Annotated in this window: 14 protein-coding genes and 1 pseudogene; 8 read left to right on the forward strand and 7 right to left on the reverse strand. The window is 59.1% G+C overall.

Annotated elements, in window-relative coordinates:
* From KBF66_RS19620 to KBF66_RS09965, 5 genes and pseudogenes are all read right to left on the reverse strand, one after another.
* On the reverse strand, window positions 1-535 hold a 535-nt coding region (locus tag KBF66_RS19620; protein ID WP_365732540.1), incomplete at its 3' end, for an ABC transporter ATP-binding protein.
* Window positions 536-799: 264 nt separating this feature from the next.
* Window positions 800-1,150: pseudogene (locus tag KBF66_RS19625) on the reverse strand (hemerythrin domain-containing protein); the annotation flags it as partial.
* 14 nt (window positions 1,151-1,164) lie between these two features.
* Window positions 1,165-1,926: an ABC transporter ATP-binding protein gene (locus tag KBF66_RS09955; RefSeq protein ID WP_296655891.1), complete on the reverse strand. Its 762-nt coding sequence runs from the start codon at window positions 1,924-1,926 to the stop codon at window positions 1,165-1,167.
* A gap of 2 nt (window positions 1,927-1,928) precedes the next feature.
* Complete coding sequence (locus KBF66_RS09960; RefSeq protein WP_296655893.1) at window positions 1,929-2,861, reverse strand: branched-chain amino acid ABC transporter permease; 933 nt, start codon at window positions 2,859-2,861, stop codon at window positions 1,929-1,931.
* A 2-nt stretch (window positions 2,862-2,863) separates the two neighbouring features.
* Window positions 2,864-3,736 carry a branched-chain amino acid ABC transporter permease gene (locus KBF66_RS09965; RefSeq protein ID WP_365732541.1) on the reverse strand — a complete coding sequence of 291 codons (873 nt, stop codon included), beginning with the start codon at window positions 3,734-3,736 and terminating at the stop codon, window positions 2,864-2,866.
* 488 nt (window positions 3,737-4,224) lie between these two features.
* On the opposite strand from KBF66_RS09965, the gene KBF66_RS09970 reads away from it, so the two are divergent.
* From KBF66_RS09970 to paaX, 3 genes are all read left to right on the forward strand, one after another.
* Window positions 4,225-5,253, forward strand: coding sequence for a hypothetical protein (locus tag KBF66_RS09970; protein ID WP_296655897.1), 1,029 nt, complete (start codon window positions 4,225-4,227; stop codon window positions 5,251-5,253).
* Between the two features lie 2 nt (window positions 5,254-5,255).
* Window positions 5,256-6,305 (forward strand): 2Fe-2S iron-sulfur cluster-binding protein, encoded by a 1,050-nt coding sequence (locus tag KBF66_RS09975; protein WP_296655898.1) that lies wholly within the window; start codon window positions 5,256-5,258, stop codon window positions 6,303-6,305.
* Window positions 6,306-6,387: 82 nt separating this feature from the next.
* Entirely contained in the window at window positions 6,388-7,344 is a 957-nt protein-coding gene (gene paaX, locus KBF66_RS09980; protein WP_296655900.1) for a phenylacetic acid degradation operon negative regulatory protein PaaX, read from the forward strand.
* On the opposite strand, the gene KBF66_RS09985 is transcribed toward paaX, so the two are convergent.
* On the reverse strand, window positions 7,336-8,175 hold the full coding sequence (locus KBF66_RS09985; protein ID WP_365732539.1) for an IclR family transcriptional regulator: 840 nt from the start codon (window positions 8,173-8,175) through the stop codon (window positions 7,336-7,338). The two genes, paaX and KBF66_RS09985, sit on opposite strands and share 9 nt — an antisense overlap.
* 213 nt (window positions 8,176-8,388) lie before the next feature.
* On the opposite strand from KBF66_RS09985, the gene KBF66_RS09990 reads away from it, so the two are divergent.
* Together KBF66_RS09990 and KBF66_RS09995 are read left to right on the forward strand one after the other, a co-directional pair.
* Window positions 8,389-10,032, forward strand: coding sequence for a thiamine pyrophosphate-dependent enzyme (locus tag KBF66_RS09990; RefSeq protein WP_296655903.1), 1,644 nt, complete (start codon window positions 8,389-8,391; stop codon window positions 10,030-10,032).
* Window positions 10,029-10,811 carry an indolepyruvate oxidoreductase subunit beta gene (locus KBF66_RS09995; protein ID WP_296655906.1) on the forward strand — a complete coding sequence of 261 codons (783 nt, stop codon included), beginning with the start codon at window positions 10,029-10,031 and terminating at the stop codon, window positions 10,809-10,811. The genes KBF66_RS09990 and KBF66_RS09995 overlap by 4 nt, the downstream gene beginning before the upstream one ends.
* 25 nt (window positions 10,812-10,836) lie before the next feature.
* On the opposite strand, the gene msrA is transcribed toward KBF66_RS09995, so the two are convergent.
* Entirely contained in the window at window positions 10,837-11,391 is a 555-nt protein-coding gene (gene msrA / locus KBF66_RS10000; protein WP_296655910.1) for a peptide-methionine (S)-S-oxide reductase MsrA, read from the reverse strand.
* A 222-nt stretch (window positions 11,392-11,613) separates the two neighbouring features.
* On the opposite strand from msrA, the gene KBF66_RS10005 reads away from it, so the two are divergent.
* From KBF66_RS10005 to KBF66_RS10015, 3 genes are read left to right on the forward strand one after another with little or no spacing between them, the layout of a single operon-like run.
* Window positions 11,614-12,324, forward strand: coding sequence for a TetR/AcrR family transcriptional regulator (locus KBF66_RS10005; protein ID WP_296655912.1), 711 nt, complete (start codon window positions 11,614-11,616; stop codon window positions 12,322-12,324).
* 35 nt (window positions 12,325-12,359) lie between these two features.
* Window positions 12,360-13,463 carry an efflux RND transporter periplasmic adaptor subunit gene (locus KBF66_RS10010; RefSeq protein WP_296655914.1) on the forward strand — a complete coding sequence of 368 codons (1,104 nt, stop codon included), beginning with the start codon at window positions 12,360-12,362 and terminating at the stop codon, window positions 13,461-13,463.
* Entirely contained in the window at window positions 13,464-16,655 is a 3,192-nt protein-coding gene (locus tag KBF66_RS10015) for an efflux RND transporter permease subunit (protein WP_296655916.1), read from the forward strand.
* Window positions 16,656-16,677 lie beyond the last annotated feature (22 nt).

Genomic DNA, 16,677 nt, shown 5'->3' on the forward strand with positions numbered 1-16,677 from the left:
AGGTCTTGATCACCTCAAACACCTCCTGCACCAGCAACGGTGCCAGCCCCATCGACGGCTCATCGAGCAGCAACAGGCGGGGGCGCCCCATCAGCGCGCGGCCAATGGCCAGCATCTGCTGCTGCCCGCCCGACAAGGTGCCCGCTGGCAAGGCGCGCTTTTCCTTCAGGATCGGGAACATGGTGAAAATTTTCTCCATGTCACTGTCCACCTGATGCCGCGGCTGCGTGTACGCCCCCAGACGCAGGTTGTCTTCAATCGACAGCGGGCCAAACACCTGGCGTCCTTCGGGGCTTTGGCAAATGCCCCGGCGCATGCGCTTGTCGGAGCGCAGGTGGCTGATGTCTTCGCCGTCAAAATGGATACTGCCCGCACTCATCGGCTGCACGCCCGAGAGCGTGCGCAAAAACGTGGTCTTGCCCGCACCGTTGGCACCCACCAGCGCCACCGTCTCGCCCCGGTGCACTTCCAGGCTGATGCCCTTGAGCGCCTTGATCCGGCCATAACAGCTCTCCATACCCTGCACCCGCAACAGCACATCGGCCTGTGCCACAGCGGCCTTGGGCGGCAAATCTCCTGCACTGTGAGCGCCCAAACCGACCGACTCGGGCGCGGTGCTGACGATGCGGTGGTACAGCTCACGAAACTCGGCCTGTGCGGACTCACCAAACAGCGGGTCGCTGTTGTCCAGAAAGGCACGGTTGATTTCCTGCCAGTCTTCTTTCAGCAAAGCCTTGCGAGCCAGTGGCATCACCTGCTTTTCCTCGGTCAGGATGTGCTTCTTCAACCCTGCCGTATAGGTGCGCAAATGGATGGCAAGTGTGCCGGCCGGTTGGCTGCCACTGGCCGTGGCGGCCAGACTCTCGCGCAAGCGCTTCAGCCGCCCCAAACCGCCACGATGGTCGACCTGCAAGGCATCGAGCGTGTCTGCGGCATAGGGGTTGCGCAGCCGCAGCAAGCGGAACAGGTAATCGTCTTCCTTCGGATGGTGAGATCGCTCGACAAACTGCTCGATGTAATCCAGCACCGAGGAGAAAAATGCCAGCTCCAGCGGCGCGCCAGCCTCCATCTCGCCGGCCAGTTGATCGACCGTGGTCGCCAGTCGCCACAAGTTGTTGTGGTCTTCGCTGATGATGCGCAGTGCGTCCATGGGTACTTGCTCCTTCAAGCGTGGGCGCCAAGGTATGCGGCAATCACGTCCGGGTTGTTGCGTACATCCATGGCGCTGCCCTCGGTGAGCTTCTTGCCATAGTCCAGCACCAGAATGCGGTCAGACAGGTTCATCACCATCTTCATGTCGTGCTCCACCAGCACCACGGTGACGCCCGAATCGGCCACCTTGCGCACCAGCGCGTCGACCTCCAGCGTTTCCTTGGGATTCAGACCGGCGGCGGGCTCATCCAGAAAAATCAGACGTGGCTTCATGGCCAGGGCGCGGGCAATTTCCAGACGTTTCAGCGCGCCATAAGGCATGGCGTCCGCCCGGGCGTTGACAAATGCGTCCAGTCCGACAAAGCGCATCAGTTCGGTGGCCTCGGCGTGCAACTCGCGGTCACGCATTCTTAACGACGGCCAGCGCAGACAGGCCTTGAACAGATTGCGGTCCAGCCGCAGGTGGGCACCGACCATCACGTTCTCGACCGCGCTCATGTTCATGCAGATCTGCAGGTTCTGAAAAGTGCGTGCCACACCGCGGCGCGCCAACTCGTCAGGCGACTTGCCCACAATCGATTCGCCGTCAAGCATGATGCTGCCGTGGGTGGGGGTGTAAATGCCAGTAATCAGGTTGAACAGCGTGGTCTTGCCCGCACCGTTGGGGCCAATCACTGCATAGACAATGCCCGAGTCGATGCTAAAGCTGACGTTTTGCACCGCCTTGACACCGCCAAAGTGGATCGAGAGGTCTTTGACATCGAGCAGAGCCATGCTCAGTCTCCCCTGCCAAACCGGGCCGCCAGCGTAGGCACCAGGCCTTTGGGCAAAAAGATCATGCACAGCATCAGGATGGTGCCAAACGCCACCGTCTCCCAACCTTCAAACGAGGCCAGCGCCTGCGGCAATGCGGTGAGCAGCACCGCGCCGACAACCGAGCCATAGACCGAGGCCATGCCACCCACCACCACCATCGTGACCAACTCAATCGAATGGAAAAAGTCCGCCAGATTCGGCGTGACAAAGCCGACGTAATGCGCGGTGATACTGCCCATAAAACTGGCAAAGGTAGCCGACAGGACAAAAATGGCGACCTTGTATCGCACCACATCGACGCCGACGACTTTGGATGCCACCTCGGAGCCGTGCAGCGCGCGCAAGGCACGGCCAAACGGGGAGTCAATCAGGCTCAGCGACGCCCAAACGCTGAAAACAAGCACCAACGCGCAAATCCAGTACCAGTGCTTGTCGCCCGAAATCTCAAAACCCGCCACGCTCATGGCTGGCACGGGCATACCGTCCGGGCCACCTGTAAGTGCGGCCTCGTTGCGCACCGCGATATTGATGATGATGCCCAGCCCGAGCGTGGCCATGGCGAGGTAGTGCCCCTTGAGTTTGAAAATGGGTCGGGCCACCAGCGCCGCCAGCGCGGCTGCCGCCACCATACCCGCCATCATGGCCAGCAGCGGATGCCAGCCAAAATGACTGGGCAAGACGGCGCTGGCATAGGCACCCATACCCAGAAAACCGGCATGCCCCAGGCTGATCTGTCCGGCAAACCCAATCAGCAGGTTCAAGCCCAGGACAATGACAGCATTGATGGCCATGCGGATGGCCAGGTCAACATAAAAGCTGTTGGGCAGCACAAAAGGCAGCACCAGCAGAATGGCGATGATGAGGTACAGACCAATGAAAGGGTTCTTGCTCATGTTCAAACCCGATCGGTGGATTTGCCGCCAAACAGCCCGCGCGGCATGAAGAACAGAATCAGCAGAATCAGCACAAACGGCATCGCATCTTTGTAGGACGACGAGATATAGCCCGCGCCCATGGCTTCCAGAATACCCACCAGCAAGCCGCCCACCACCGCGCCCAACCCATTACCCAGGCCGCCGACCACGGCAGCCACAAAGCCTTTGAGACCCAGCATGATGCCCACGTCATAAGAGGTCAGCGTGATGGGTGTCACCAGAATGCCGCCCAAAGCGCCCAACGCGGCTGACATGGCAAAGCTCAAAAACAACACCCAGTTGGTGTTGATGCCCACCAGTTCGGCCGCTACCCGGTTGTATGAGGTGGCCAGCATCGCCTTGCCCTGCAGGGTGCGATTGAAGAAGTACCACAGCGCCAGCACGACAATGGCCGTGACCCCCAGCACCCACAGACTTTGCGGCATCAGCGTGGCACCCAGAATCTGCAGAGGTGTGTCACCAGAAAATGCGGGCAGGCTAAAGGTATTTTTTCCCAGCCAGACCTGCACCAGACCGCGAATCACCAGCGAAGCACCAATGGTGATGATGATCAGCGTGACCGACTCCGCGCCCTTGACCGGCTCAATCGCCAGCTTTTCCACCACCACGCCCACGACGGCCGGCAGCACAATCGCCAGAATCAGCGCTGCCGGCAGGGGCCACCCCGCCTGGGTGAAATACACCGCCAGCATGCCACCCAGCATGATGAACTCGCCCTGGGCAAAGTTGATCACGTTGCTGGCGTTGTAAATCAGCGTGAAGCCTAGTGCCGCCAGCGCGTAGGTGGCACCCACGGTGATGCCAGAGAACAGAAACTGCAGAAATTCAGCCAGCATTCCACACTCCGTTGCGAGAGTCGAAAAAAACTCGATGGAAAGGACTCTTCAGCATGGGTTGTCTCCTGGGGTCAATCCCCGAATTTTGAAGTCATTTTGTCTTGCTTGAATTCTGAAATACAGAATCCGTTCTGTCAATTGGTATTTGGGCCCATCATCGCATTTTTTTCACAGAATTTGCTTTTATAGATACGTTTTTTCTAAATGTTAAGACTTTTTGATGTCATTTTACTCATCTCAGAACAAATTCTGCATATCACAATTCGTACCTCTAAATGAAATATTCTCTTATTAAGCATTGATTTATATATAAATTATGTTGAACTCTACATGAGATTGCGAGCCAAAGTTCTCTTTTTTCTTACTTTTCTCTTTTATGCGATACAGTTTTTGTTGCTTTTTTAATTTTTTAGTGACATGATTAGCTCGCGACTGACTGATTCAGCCAGCGCCACCCCACCACACCCACCCGATGAGGAGACAACATGGCTACCCACTCAGACCGTTTTTCAGACAAGATGGAATTCCCCCCGGAAATCGCCCAACCCAACGTTTACCCCCTGTCGTGGGAGAACAAGACCGCCAAGTTGCAAGAAGTGTGGGAAGCCGCGCTGCGCGAAAACTGGGACCCCGAACAGCTGCCTTGGGACACTTTTGACGTCGAAAGCTACACCTGGGAAGAGCGCGAAGCCATTGCCTACTGGTGGAGCCTGCTGTCGGTGTTTGATGCCTCCGCGCCGCCGGTGTTTGCCGAAGCTCTGATCAAGACCTACGAAGTACACGAAGAAGATCTGGTGCGCCGTTGCTTTTTCTCGGTCACCCGCGACGAGCAAAATCACGAGATCATGTGCGGACTGGCCATCACCAAGCTGCTTGGCCACCCTGATCCCGTCACTTATGAGCCCAAGACCGAACTCGGCAAACGTCTGCAGAAAAACGTCAAGTGGCTGTATTTCAATGGTTCACGCTACTGGACCGGCTACAAAAAAGCCGTGCCCAAATACGATCTGGCAGTGCTTTTCAGCTCGTTCCTGATGGGTGAAATTGCTGCGGCCACCATCTTCAAGCAGATGTTTGACAACTCGCGCGAAGCAGTCTTCAAGGAAGGCTTCAAGAACATCGGCCGTGACGAAGGCCGCCACATGGCCATCTGCATGGCCGTGATGGAGCGGGACTACCCCGGCCTGCAGGCCGAAACCCGCGCCATTGTCACCAAGCAGATTCGTGCCGGCTACTTATTCCTGTCTGCCGTGCTGTTTGAGCCACCGATGGAATTCTGGGACCTGCCCAGTGACTTCATCGCCAACCAGCGTGAAGCTGAAGAACTGGCGCGTGAGGCCGGCTTTGGCATTCCCACTTATGAGATGAAGTTGCAAAACTGGAAGAACGCCATGCTCAATCTCAAGGGCGTGCTGGATCGCTACAACATCCCGTTCCCGGCGATCCCGGAAGTCGGCATCAGCGGACAGGAAGTCTCTGAAGTGGATATGGCCGACATCATCCCGGTGTTCTGAGCATGACTCACATTGTGATGCAACCGTCGGGGCGATCGGTGGATTGCCTCTCGGGTGACACCGTGCTGATGGCGCTGGAGAAGGCCGGTTACGCCTTGCCCAACAACTGCCGTGCCGGTGCCTGCGGAGAGTGCAAGGTCAAGGTCAGCGCCGGCCAGTTTGACCAGGGCATGGTGCTGGACATGGCCTTGTCGCAGGACGAGCGCAAACAAGGCTTCGGCCTGATGTGCATGGCCAAGCCCATCTCTGATGAACTGGTCATCGAGTGGGGCACCGAGGACGCCCGGCCCAAGCTGTTCCCGCCGCGCGAGAACGTGCTGTTTGTGCTGGTTGACAAACGCCCGATTGCCGCGCGTGTGGTTGAATTGCGCCTGCGTCCTGTGGGTCAGCCCATTCGCTATTGGCCGGGCCAGTACCTGACGCTGGGCGACCCCCGCAACGGCGTGCCAGCGAGGGCCTACTCCATCTCCAACGCACCACGACCTGATGGTGAATTGGTCTTGCAGGTGGCGCGCTCTGATGGCGGCGTCACCAGCCACTGGGTTCATGACAAGCTGCAGGTGGGCGACATCCTCAAGATCGCAGGCGCCTATGGCACTTTTATTGGTGATCCCTCGGTGGACACACCCGTGCTGTGTCTGGCCGCCGGAACCGGGCTGGCGCCAATCCTGTCGCTGGCCGAAGCCGCGCTGCGTCGTGGTTTCAAAAAGAAAGTGACCCTGGTGTTTTCAGCGCGCACGGCTGACGACGTGTACTGCCAGGGTTTGATGGCCTGGTGGCGCACCAAACATCGCAATTTTGATTACAAGATCACCCTGACGCGGGAAACCCGCGAGGGGCATTTGGGGGGGCGTGTCGACGCGGTATTGCCGGGGCTGTTTTCCGACTTGTCCAAACACACCATTTTTGCCGCGGGCAGCCCGGAGTTTGTCGAAACCTGTGTGGCCACCGTCCAGAAGCTTGGCGCCAACAAAGACATGGTTCACACGGAGGGCTTTTTTGCCCAGCAGCAGCTGGTAGTGGCCGATGCGGCGCACTTGTTGCCCGCTTGACAACAGATGGCTCAGGAGCCTGCAGGGCACCGGGGACGGGTCGTTATGATCAAAGGCATTCGATGAAAGCTTGACTCGCGCTGTGTTTGCCTCCATTCAAAAACGTCTTGAAGACTTTCGCCAGCAACCCCGCGTTCAGGCGCGTTCGCTCATCGTTTCTGTGTTCGGCGACGCCATCCTGCTGCGTGGTGGCCGCATCTGGCTGGGCAGCCTGGTTCAGTTGCTGGAACCGCTGGCGCTCAATGAGCGACTGGTGCGTACCTCGGTGTTTCGCCTGGTCAAGGAAGACTGGCTGACGGCTGAAACTGTGGGCCGGCGCGCCGATTACACGCTCACTGACCTGGGTCGCAAGCGCTGTGAAGAAGCCGCACGTCACATTTATGCCTCTCACGCACCACAGTGGGACCGGCGTTGGCGGCTGATTCTGAGCATCGGTGAACTCGATCCCAAAGAACGGGAGCGCCTGCGCAGCGCGATGTTCTGGCAGGGGTTTGGTCAGCTTGGCAACGACTGCTTTGTACATCCCGGAGCCGATCTGAGCATGGCGTTTGACGCCCTGGCGGCTGAAGGCCTGTCAGATGTCACCGGGCGTCTGATGCCGCTGCTGGCAGCAGATGCTGGCCCGGCGCTGGCAGCCAGTGGCACAGAACTGGTTCGCCGAGCCTGGAGCCTGGAAGCGTTAGACCAGGCTTACGGTGCATTCATCGACACCTACACACCCATCATGGCCGAGCTGCGACGTGATCGCCAGGCCAACGTGGAGCCACGAGACGCGTTCTTGCTGCGCACACTGCTGATCCATGACTACCGGCGCTTGATGCTGCGGGATCCCGAGCTACCTGAAGTGTTGCTGGCGCGAGACTGGTCAGGCCACATGGCGCGGTTGCTCTGCCGCGATTTGTACCGTCGCCTGATGGGACCATCCGAGGCGCATCTGGACCATACCCTCAAACTGGCTGACGATTCTGTGCCCCCGGCAAATGCACTGTTGCTGCAGCGCTTTGCACAGGACGACCCGCTGGCCGCCATCTCAGTTTGAATCGACCGGGACCAAGCTGTGTCCCAAGCGTTGTGAAAGCTCTCTTGCGGATTGTTTCAGGCTCAGGACGACCGGGCCGTCCAGCGACAAATCGATCATGCCCTTGACCCCAATGGCCAGCAATGACAAGGTGATTTCGTTCTTGAAATTGAACACCGGTGCTGCTGCAGCCGCCACCCCGGGCACCAGGTGGTAGTCAGACACAATTGAAACGCCGTCCCGGCGTACTCGGGTGAGCATCTCCGCTAACCCCGAGGCGGTTTGAAGTACTTCGGGCAAGGCCGGGTCGAGCAGTTCGCGGCTGATCAGGCTTTGAGTCGTCGCGCTGGGCAGCCATGCCGCAAACACCCGGCCACTTGCAGAGGTCAGCAGATTCAGGGCGGTCCCTGTGACAACGTTGACGGTGATCGGCCGATAAGGTCGCACTGAACGAATGATCACCGGCCCGTGCTCGCTCCAGACGGCCAGGGCAGAGGTCTGGTTGATTTCGTCGCGCAGTTGGTCTATCGCTGCCAGTCCCAGCTTCACCCGGTCAAGCCGGTCCACTGCGATCAACCCCAGATTCAGCGCAAAGGGACCCAGGTTATAACGTGAGCTCATCGGGTCCTGCTCCACCAGCCCGGATCGAACCAGACTGACGATGTAGCGATGCACCTTGGAAGCAGGCATGTCCGCCGCTGCAGCAATATCCTTGAGCATCATGGCACGGTGACCACTGCTGATCGCTCGCAGGATGGTCATGCCGATTTCCAACGATTGAACACCGTTTTTTCCTTCAACATCCCGGTGAGCGGGTGCGTCCATTCTGAGGGGCATTTTGCGCTCCATCATGCGTTGGTCTGGGTGAGAAACCGCACCTGAGCGGCGTAGGAATGCGTCATGGACAATGATGCCTGGTTAAAAACGTGCATCTCCCGGATGGAGATACGCCGAGATTACCAACATTTTCCATTGCCGTCGATTTGTGCAAACCCGACCACAGACCGCCAATGAACTGGGCGATCACCGATTTATCATTGCGACCCTTACTGAACTGGATTTTTCATGTCTGACCTGATTCTCCTCGGTGACGAGGCGGTGGCCCGTGCCGCCATCGACGCCGGTATCACCGCCGCCTACGCCTACCCCGGCACCCCTTCGACCGAGATCTACCAGGCCATCGAAGACCATGCCAAGAAGCACGGCTTGCCGATCAAGGGTTTCTGGTCCACCAACGAAAAAGTGGCGCTTGAAGAAGGCGTGGGCGTGTCTTATGCCGGTTGTCGCTCCATTGTGTCGATGAAACACGTCGGGCTGAATGTGGCGGCCGACCCGTTCATGAACCTGGCGGTGTCGGGCACGCATGGCGGGCTGGTGATTGTGGTGGCCGATGACCCGTCGATGCACAGCTCACAGAACGAACAGGATTCGCGCTATTTTGCCGACTTTGCCATGGTGCCGTGCCTGGAGCCAGCCACCCAACAGCAGTGTTACGACATGACGCGCGAGGCGTTTGAGCTGTCGGAGCAGCTCAAGGTGCCGGTGCTGCTGCGCCTGGTGACGCGCCTGGCGCACAGCCGATCGCAGGTCAAACTGGCACCGCCGCGTCCGCAAAACAAGCCGCACTATGTGGACGATCCGGCGCGCTTTACTCTGATTCCCGCCAACGCCCGGCGCGCCTACGCCCAGCTGATCGACAAACAGACCGCCTTGCAAGCCTACAGCGAGGCGCATCCGGTCAATGCTCTGACGATCAAGGGCCAGGGCCAACCCGGCATTCTGGTCAGTGGCCTTGCCTGGAACTACCTCAACGAAGCACTGGGGGACGCCATTCACAACTACAACCTGTTGCGCATTGCATCCTATCCACTGCCGGTGAAAAAAATCCGCCAGTTGCTTGACGCCAGCAGCGAAGTGTTTGTGGTGGAAGAAGGCTACCCGTTCATCGAGCGCTACATCAGTGCACTGGGTCTGATGACCGAGCGGCGTATTCGCGGCAAGCTCACCGGCGACTTGCCGCGCATTGGCGAACTGAGTCAGGACGCCATCAAGCCCTGCTTTGGTCTGACCGTGGAGCCATCTTTGCAACTGGCTGGGTTGGCGGACGTGCTGGTGGGCCGCCCACCGCGCCTGTGCGACAAGTGCCCACACAGCGATGCCTACATTGCCATCAAGGAAGTGATTGCCGAGCTTGGCGCCGGCGTGCGCGTGATGGGTGACATTGGCTGTTATTCGCTGGGTTACCTGGAACCGCACCAGGCGATTCACTCGTGCCTGTGCATGGGCTCGTCGATTGGCATGGCGATTGGCGCGGCGCATGCAGGCATGAATCCGAGCCTGTGTGTGATTGGCGACGGCACCTTTACCCATTCGGGCATGGCACCGCTGCTCGACGCGGCGCGTGAAAACAGCAACATCAAGGTGTTCATTCTGGACAACAGCATTGTGGCCATGACCGGTGGCCAGCCCACCATGGCCACCGACGAAGAGGTGGTCGACCTGGTGGCCGGGCTGGGTGTGCCCCGCAAACACATCCGCATCGTGGAGCCCACCGCGCACAAAAAGCACCAGACCATGGCCACCATCCGTGAGGAACTGGCCCATACCGGCCTGTCGGTGATTGTGGCGCGGCGCGCCTGCGTCACGTACGCCAAGGAAATCAAGGAACTTAAAGCGCACAAGCGTGACATCCCGATGGTGGCCGCATGAATTTTGATCTGGTGATTGCCGGGGTCGGTGGCCAGGGTGTGCTGACCATTGCTGCGGTGCTGGACCGCGCCGCACACGAAGCCGGCCTGTACGTCAAACAGTCCGAGGTGCACGGCATGGCGCAACGCGGCGGTGCCGTGTCAGCCTTCGTGCGCATGTCGGACCAGCCCATCAGCAGCGACCTGATCGCCAAAGGTCGCGCCAGTCTGCTGCTGTCGATCGAGCCGCTGGAGGCACTGCGCTATACCCAGTTGCTCAAGCCGGACGGGTGGATCGTCAGTGACATCACACCCATGCTCAATGTGACCGACTACCCTGACATGGAGGCGGTCTACCAGGTGCTGTTTTCCGCCCCCCGGCTGGTGGCGCTGGATGCGACCCGGCTGGCGCAAAAAGCCGGCACCATCAAGGCGCAAAACGTGGTGGCTTTGGGTGCAGCCGCGATGCACCTGCCGCTGCCCATGGAACTGATCGAGGCGCAGATTCGGGCCCTGTTTGAGCGCAAGGGTGAGCGCATCGTCAATGCCAATCTGCACGCCTTTCGCAAGGGGGACGCTGCTGCCCGCTTTACGTCGGCGCTGCTGGCCGGCGGTATCCCTGGCAACATTGTGGCGCGGGTCACGTCCCACATCCACTTTCCGCCACATCCGGTGGCCAACGAGCTGGCGGCCACTTGGTGCGAGCGTCTGCATACCGATGCTGATCCACTGCTGAAGCAACTACAGGGGCACGAGGAGTTGATGCGTTTGGACACACTGGCCGAGCTGTCAGCCCATTGAACAAGCCCTCCCGCACGTCGCAGCGTCAGTCCTTCTGCAGGCGCGCAAAGGTCTTGCGAAATTTGGCGACTTTGGGCGCTGCGACGGCCTGGCAGTAGCCTTGGTGCGGATTGCGTGCGAAAAAGTCCTGGTGATAGTCCTCGGCAGGCCAATAGTTCTGCAAGCCTTGCAATTCGGTGACGATAGGACGCGTGTACACCCCGCTCTGACCCAACTCTTGCAGCACCTGCTGCGCCACCGGCTGCTGCGCCATGTCGACAAAATAAATACCACTGCGGTATTGGGTACCGTGGTCATTCCCCTGGGCGTTACGGGTGGTTGGGTCATGGATCACAAAGAAGATCTCCAAAATTTCGCGCAGGCTGATGATCTGAGGGTCAAACTCAAGCTTGACCACCTCCGCATGGCCGGTATTGCCGCTACAGACCTGTTCGTAGCTCGGTTGTCGCAGCTGCCCGTTGCTGTAGCCCGACTCCACCGAAACGATACCCTTGACGTTGGCATAAACAGCATCCAGGCACCAAAAACACCCGCCACCGAGCACGATGGTCGAGGTGCAGGCCTGAGCAGGTGTGGTCATACGGCTGGGCTCCTTAGATGAAACGACATGAAACGCTTGATCAAGCGGCTGTTCAAGCTGCAGAATAATCCGCCTGGCGCTGGGGTGCTGCAATTGCCCGAATACCCCTGTCCGATGGCCGGGATGGTGGGTTGCCCTCGCAGGCCAGGACCAATTTTGCCCCCCAACAATTGACAAGTCAGCAGCACATCGCTATATTAATAACCACTGAGTCAGTAACTGATGCCGGCCTTGCCCAATACCTACTCCCCTTCCGAATCCAGCGGTGACGAGCACACCCGGCGTGAGCGACGCAAGGATGCGCGTCCGGGCGAATTGCTGGCCGCCGCACTGGATCTGTTTGTTGAAAAGGGCTTTGCGGCGACTCGGGTCGACGAAGTCGCCCGGCGAGCAGGCGTTTCCAAAGGCACCTTGTTCTTGTACTTTCCCAGCAAGGAAGAGCTGTTTAAAGCCGTGGTGCGCGAGAACATTTCGGGCCGGTTTGCCGAGTGGGACGCCGAGATCGATCAGTTTGTTGGCAGTTCACACGAAATGCTGCACTATTGTCTGCACAGTTGGTGGGAGCGTATTGGCGCCACCAAAGCTTCAGGGATCCCCAAACTGATGATGAGTGAAGCGCATAACTTTCCAGAGCTGGCCCTGTTTTATCAAAACGAGGTCATGCTGCCCGGCACTGCGCTGATTGAGCGGATCTTGCGCCGTGGCATCGATCGCGGTGAGTTTCGCGCGATGGACTTGCGCTATGGCGTGCTGATGGTCATGGCACCGCTGTTGTTTTTGGCAATGTCGAAACACTCCCTGGGGTCCTGCTGTTGTGGCCTGCTGCAAATCGATCCCAGACAGTACCTTGCGACACAGTATGAGGTACTGATGACCGGATTTGGTGTCAACCCGGTATCGATGCCGTCCCACCGGGAGTCAACGCCAACATGAAGCCCTCGTTGAAATGGGCAGCAGCGGGCCTGATAATGGCGCTGCTGATAGGCGGCGCATTGCGCACGTTGTCGGCGCGTCAGACCAAACAGGCCGCATTGCAGGCGCAGCAGGATGCACAAAAAACCCAGGTGGCCATCAAGCTCGCGGCGACCGATCTGTTGCAGGTCAAACTGCGCCGGTTGCCAGCCACCTTGCCGATCTCTGGCACCGTCAAGGCCGTGAACACGGCCTTTGTCAAAGCCAGAATCCCCGGAGAAATTCAAGGTCTGACCGTGCGCGAAGGCGACACGGTCAAAGCCGGTCAGGTATTGGCCCGTGTCGACCCACTGGAATCCCGTGCCCGTCTTGACCAAGCCCGCCAGCAGGTCCAGACCGCCCGAGCACAAGTGGACATCGCACAACGCAGCTTTGACAACAACCGGGCCCTGGTGGCGCAGGGCTTCATTTCAGGCACCGCATTGGAAAACTCACAAGCCAATCTTGCCGCGGCGCAGGCCACGCTGGCCGCTACGCAAGCCGGAGCCGAACTGGCCACCAAAGCATTGGATGACACGGTAATGCGCGCGCCGGTGGCAGGGCAGGTGTCGCAACGCCTGGTCCAAAATGGTGAGCGGGTGGCGGTGGAAACACGGGTGCTGGAAATTGTTGACCTGAGTCGTCTGGAGCTCGAAGCCAGCGTCAGCTCGGCCGATGCCATGCAACTCAAAATCGGGCAGTTGGCGCAGGTGCGAGTCGACGGCAGCAGCCAACCCGTTTCGGCAACACTGGCACGCATCAACCCCAGCGCCAGTGCGGGTAGCCGCGCCGTTCAGCTTTATCTGGCCATTGCCCCGGGAAGCGGGTTGCGCCATGGCTTGTTTGCCCAGGGCTTGCTGCACACCGGCAGTCAGAGCCTGCTGTCGGTCCCGCTGAGCGCAGTGCGCACCGATAAACCGGCACCTTATCTGCAAATTTCGCTACAAAATAAAGTGCAATATTCGCCCGTGGTGATTGGGCAAAAAAGCGAAATTGATGGAGAAACCATGGTGGCGGTTGAGGGTGTCAGCGAGGGCACGCTGGTGCTGGCGGGCCATGTTGGTGCTTTGCGCGCCAACACACCGGTACAACTCGGCGCCAGTGCGCCTGCAAAGCCCTGAATGTGGTTCACCCGCGTCAGCCTGGGCAACCCGGTGTTTGCCACCATGGTCATGCTGGCTCTGGTGGTGCTTGGGCTGTTTTCGATGCAGCGCCTGCGGGTCGATCAGTTTCCCAATGTTGATTTTCCGGTGGTGGTCATCAGCACCGATTACCCGGGTGCCTCGCCTGAGATTGTCGAAAGCGAAGTCACCAAGAAGCTTGAGGAAGGTGTCAACAGCATTGCCGGCATCAACGCGCTGACCTCACGCTCCTACGAAGGCCAGTCGGTGGTGATCATCGAATTCGGTCTGCACATTGACGGGCGCAAGGCGGCGGATGACGTGCGCGAAAAGGTGGCCTCGGTGCGGCCCAACCTGCGCACCGAGGTCAAGGAGCCACGGGTGCTGCGTTTTGATCCGGCCAGTCGCGCCGTCTGGTCGGTGGCGGTTCTGCCGGATGGCAGTTCTGGCACCGCCATGAACGCGGTGGAACTAACCAACTGGTCTGAACAAACGCTGAAAAAGCGGCTGGAGAATGTGCGCGGTGTGGGTTCCGTGACCTTGGTGGGAGGAGCCAAGCGCGAGATCAACATTTACCTCAATCCGCAGGCACTGGAAGCTTTTGGCATCACGCCCGAACAGGTGGCGAGTGCGGTGCGCAATGAAAACCAGGACTTCCCGGTTGGCAGTATCCGCTCGCTCGAACAAGACCGGGTGATCCAGATTGCTGCGCGTATCGAACGCCCGGAAGACTTTGGCCGCATCATCATCACCCGCAGGAACGGTGTGGCCATCCGCGTGGAACAGGTGGCGCGTGTGAGCGATGGCGCGCAGGAAGTGGAAAGCCTGGCGCTCTATAACGGCGAGCGTACTTTGCTGCTGAACGTGCAGAAATCGCAGGACGAGAACACCATTGGTGTGGTCGACGGCCTGAACCGGATGCTGGCCGAGCTGCAAACCCAGTTGCCGCAAGGCGTCAAACTGACTCCCATCACCGACGGCTCACGACAGATTCGGGTGTCAGTCGCCAATGTGCGCCAGACCTTGCTGGAAGGGGCATTGCTGACCATCCTGATCGTGTTTTTGTTTCTGAACTCCTGGCGCTCCACGGTCATCACCGGGTTGACGCTGCCGATTGCCTTGATCAGCACCTTTTTCTTCATGAACTTGCTGGGTTTTACCGTCAACATGATCACCATGATGGCGCTCAGCCTGTGTGTTGGCCTGCTGATCGACGATGCCATCGTGGTGCGCGAAAACATCGTGCGCCACGTGCAAATGGGCAAAAGTGCGTTTGATGCCGCCATGGACGGTACACGAGAGATCGGCCTGGCGGTGTTTGCCACCACCATGTCGATCGTGGCGGTGTTTTTACCGATTGGCTTCATGGGCGGCATCATCGGCAAGTTCTTCCACGAATTCGGCCTGACGATCGTCGCCGCAGTCAGCATATCGATGTTTGTCAGTTTCACGCTTGACCCGATGCTGTCAAGCATCTGGCACGACCCCAGCATCGAGGCACATGGCCAGCGCCACCGCCCGGTGAGCTTTTACGACAAGACCATCGGGCGCGTGACTTCGCTGTTTGACCATGGTACCGACGCCCTGATTGACATCTATCAAGGCATCCTGCGCTGGTCCTTGCAGCACAAGTTGACCACACTGGCGATTGCGTTGACCATTTTTGTGGGCAGCGTGTTCATGGTGCCCTTGCTGGGAACCGAATTTGTGCCGAAATCGGATTTTTCTGAAACCAACCTGACCTTCCATACGCCGGTCGGTTCATCGCTCGACGTCACCCAGGCCAGGGCGCAGCAGGTGGATGCGGTGATTCGTTCCTTTCCGGAAGTTCGTTACACCCTCACCACCATCAATACCGGCAATGCACCCGGAAAAATCTACGCCAGCATTTACATCCGGCTGGTTGACCGCGCCGAGCGTCGTCGCAGCGTCGACGATATGTCGGTGCTGCTGCGCCAACGGCTGCGCGAAGTACCGGGCATCAGTGTGACCCATGTCGGCCTGCTCGACCCGGTGGGCGGTCAAAAACAAATTGCGTTCTCGATCCAGGGTGCCGACATGGGAGAACTGTCGCGACTGACGGCAGTGGCGCTGGAGCGGATTCGTGTGATCCCTGGACTGGTGGACATCGATTCGTCGCTGAAGCCTGACAAACCCACGCTGGATGTGGGGGTTCGCCGCGATGTGGCATCGGACCTGGGCTTGAGCGTGGCGCAGATCGGCAGTGCGTTGCGGACACTGGTGTCGGGCCAGACCGTGGGCAACTGGCGCGCCCCAGACGACCAGACCTACGATGTGAACGTGCGTCTGGCACCCCAGGCACGCAACCAGAGTGCGGACCTGAGTGGCTTGCCTTTTTCATTGGGGAGCAACGCAGATGGCAGTAGTCGCATCGTCCGCCTGGATCAGGTGGCCAGCATCAACGAATCCACCGGGTCCAACCAGATCAACCGCCGCGACCTGACGCGTGAAGTGGCGATCACCGGCAACGTGTCCGGCCGATCGGCAGGAGAAATTTCAGCTGACATCAAAGTTGCGATGGACGGCGTTGCCATGCCGCCAGGCTACAGCTATAAATTCAGTGGCTCCGTGAAAGACATGGCCGAGGCCTTCGGTTATGCCCTGTCAGCGCTGGCCATGGCGGTGATCTTTATTTACATGATTCTGGCCAGTCAGTTCAAGAGCTTTTTCCAGCCGCTAGCGCTGATGACCGCGCTGCCGATGACGCTGATCGGAGTGGTGCTGGCGTTGCTGATGTTCAACTCCACACTGTCGATGTTCTCTGTGATCGGGGTGGTGATGCTGATGGGGCTGGTCACCAAGAATGCAATTTTGCTGGTGGACTTTGCCATCCGCGCACGCAGTGAACATGTGAACGATCACGGGCAACCGGTGGCCGGGCTGGACCGGCACGATGCTCTGTTGCTCGCGGCCCAGGTGCGACTGCGGCCAATCCTGATGACCACTCTGGCCATGATTTTTGGCATGATGCCCTTGGCATTTGCCCTGTCTGAAGGTGCGGAGATGCGCGCACCCATGGGCCAGGCGGTCATCGGCGGCGTCATTACTTCGTCACTGCTGACGCTGGTGGTGGTGCCCGTGGTGTATTGCTACCTGGACGATCTGTCCCAGTGGCTTCGAAGGCACCGTGGCAAACCGCCGGTAAAGACCACAAGCCATGCCAGCGATTGACACGACCGGAAGCTAAAATCAA

Origin of the sequence: Rhodoferax sp., assembly GCF_018063565.1 — a bacterium.
Lineage (GTDB): Bacteria > Pseudomonadota > Gammaproteobacteria > Burkholderiales > Burkholderiaceae_C > Rhodoferax.

Coding starts and splice junctions, on each gene's coding strand:
- KBF66_RS09955 (WP_296655891.1), bottom strand. CDS start 1,926: ATGGCTCTGCTCGATGTCAAAGACCTCTCGATCCACTTTGGCGGTGTC.
- KBF66_RS09960 (WP_296655893.1), bottom strand. CDS start 2,861: ATGAGCAAGAACCCTTTCATTGGTCTGTACCTCATCATCGCCATTCTG.
- KBF66_RS09970 (WP_296655897.1), top strand. CDS start 4,225: ATGGCTACCCACTCAGACCGTTTTTCAGACAAGATGGAATTCCCCCCG.
- KBF66_RS09975 (WP_296655898.1), top strand. CDS start 5,256: ATGACTCACATTGTGATGCAACCGTCGGGGCGATCGGTGGATTGCCTC.
- KBF66_RS09985 (WP_365732539.1), bottom strand. CDS start 8,175: ATGATGGAGCGCAAAATGCCCCTCAGAATGGACGCACCCGCTCACCGG.
- KBF66_RS09990 (WP_296655903.1), top strand. CDS start 8,389: ATGTCTGACCTGATTCTCCTCGGTGACGAGGCGGTGGCCCGTGCCGCC.
- KBF66_RS09995 (WP_296655906.1), top strand. CDS start 10,029: ATGAATTTTGATCTGGTGATTGCCGGGGTCGGTGGCCAGGGTGTGCTG.
- msrA (WP_296655910.1), bottom strand. CDS start 11,391: ATGACCACACCTGCTCAGGCCTGCACCTCGACCATCGTGCTCGGTGGC.
- KBF66_RS10005 (WP_296655912.1), top strand. CDS start 11,614: ATGCCGGCCTTGCCCAATACCTACTCCCCTTCCGAATCCAGCGGTGAC.
- KBF66_RS10010 (WP_296655914.1), top strand. CDS start 12,360: ATGGCGCTGCTGATAGGCGGCGCATTGCGCACGTTGTCGGCGCGTCAG.
- KBF66_RS10015 (WP_296655916.1), top strand. CDS start 13,464: ATGTGGTTCACCCGCGTCAGCCTGGGCAACCCGGTGTTTGCCACCATG.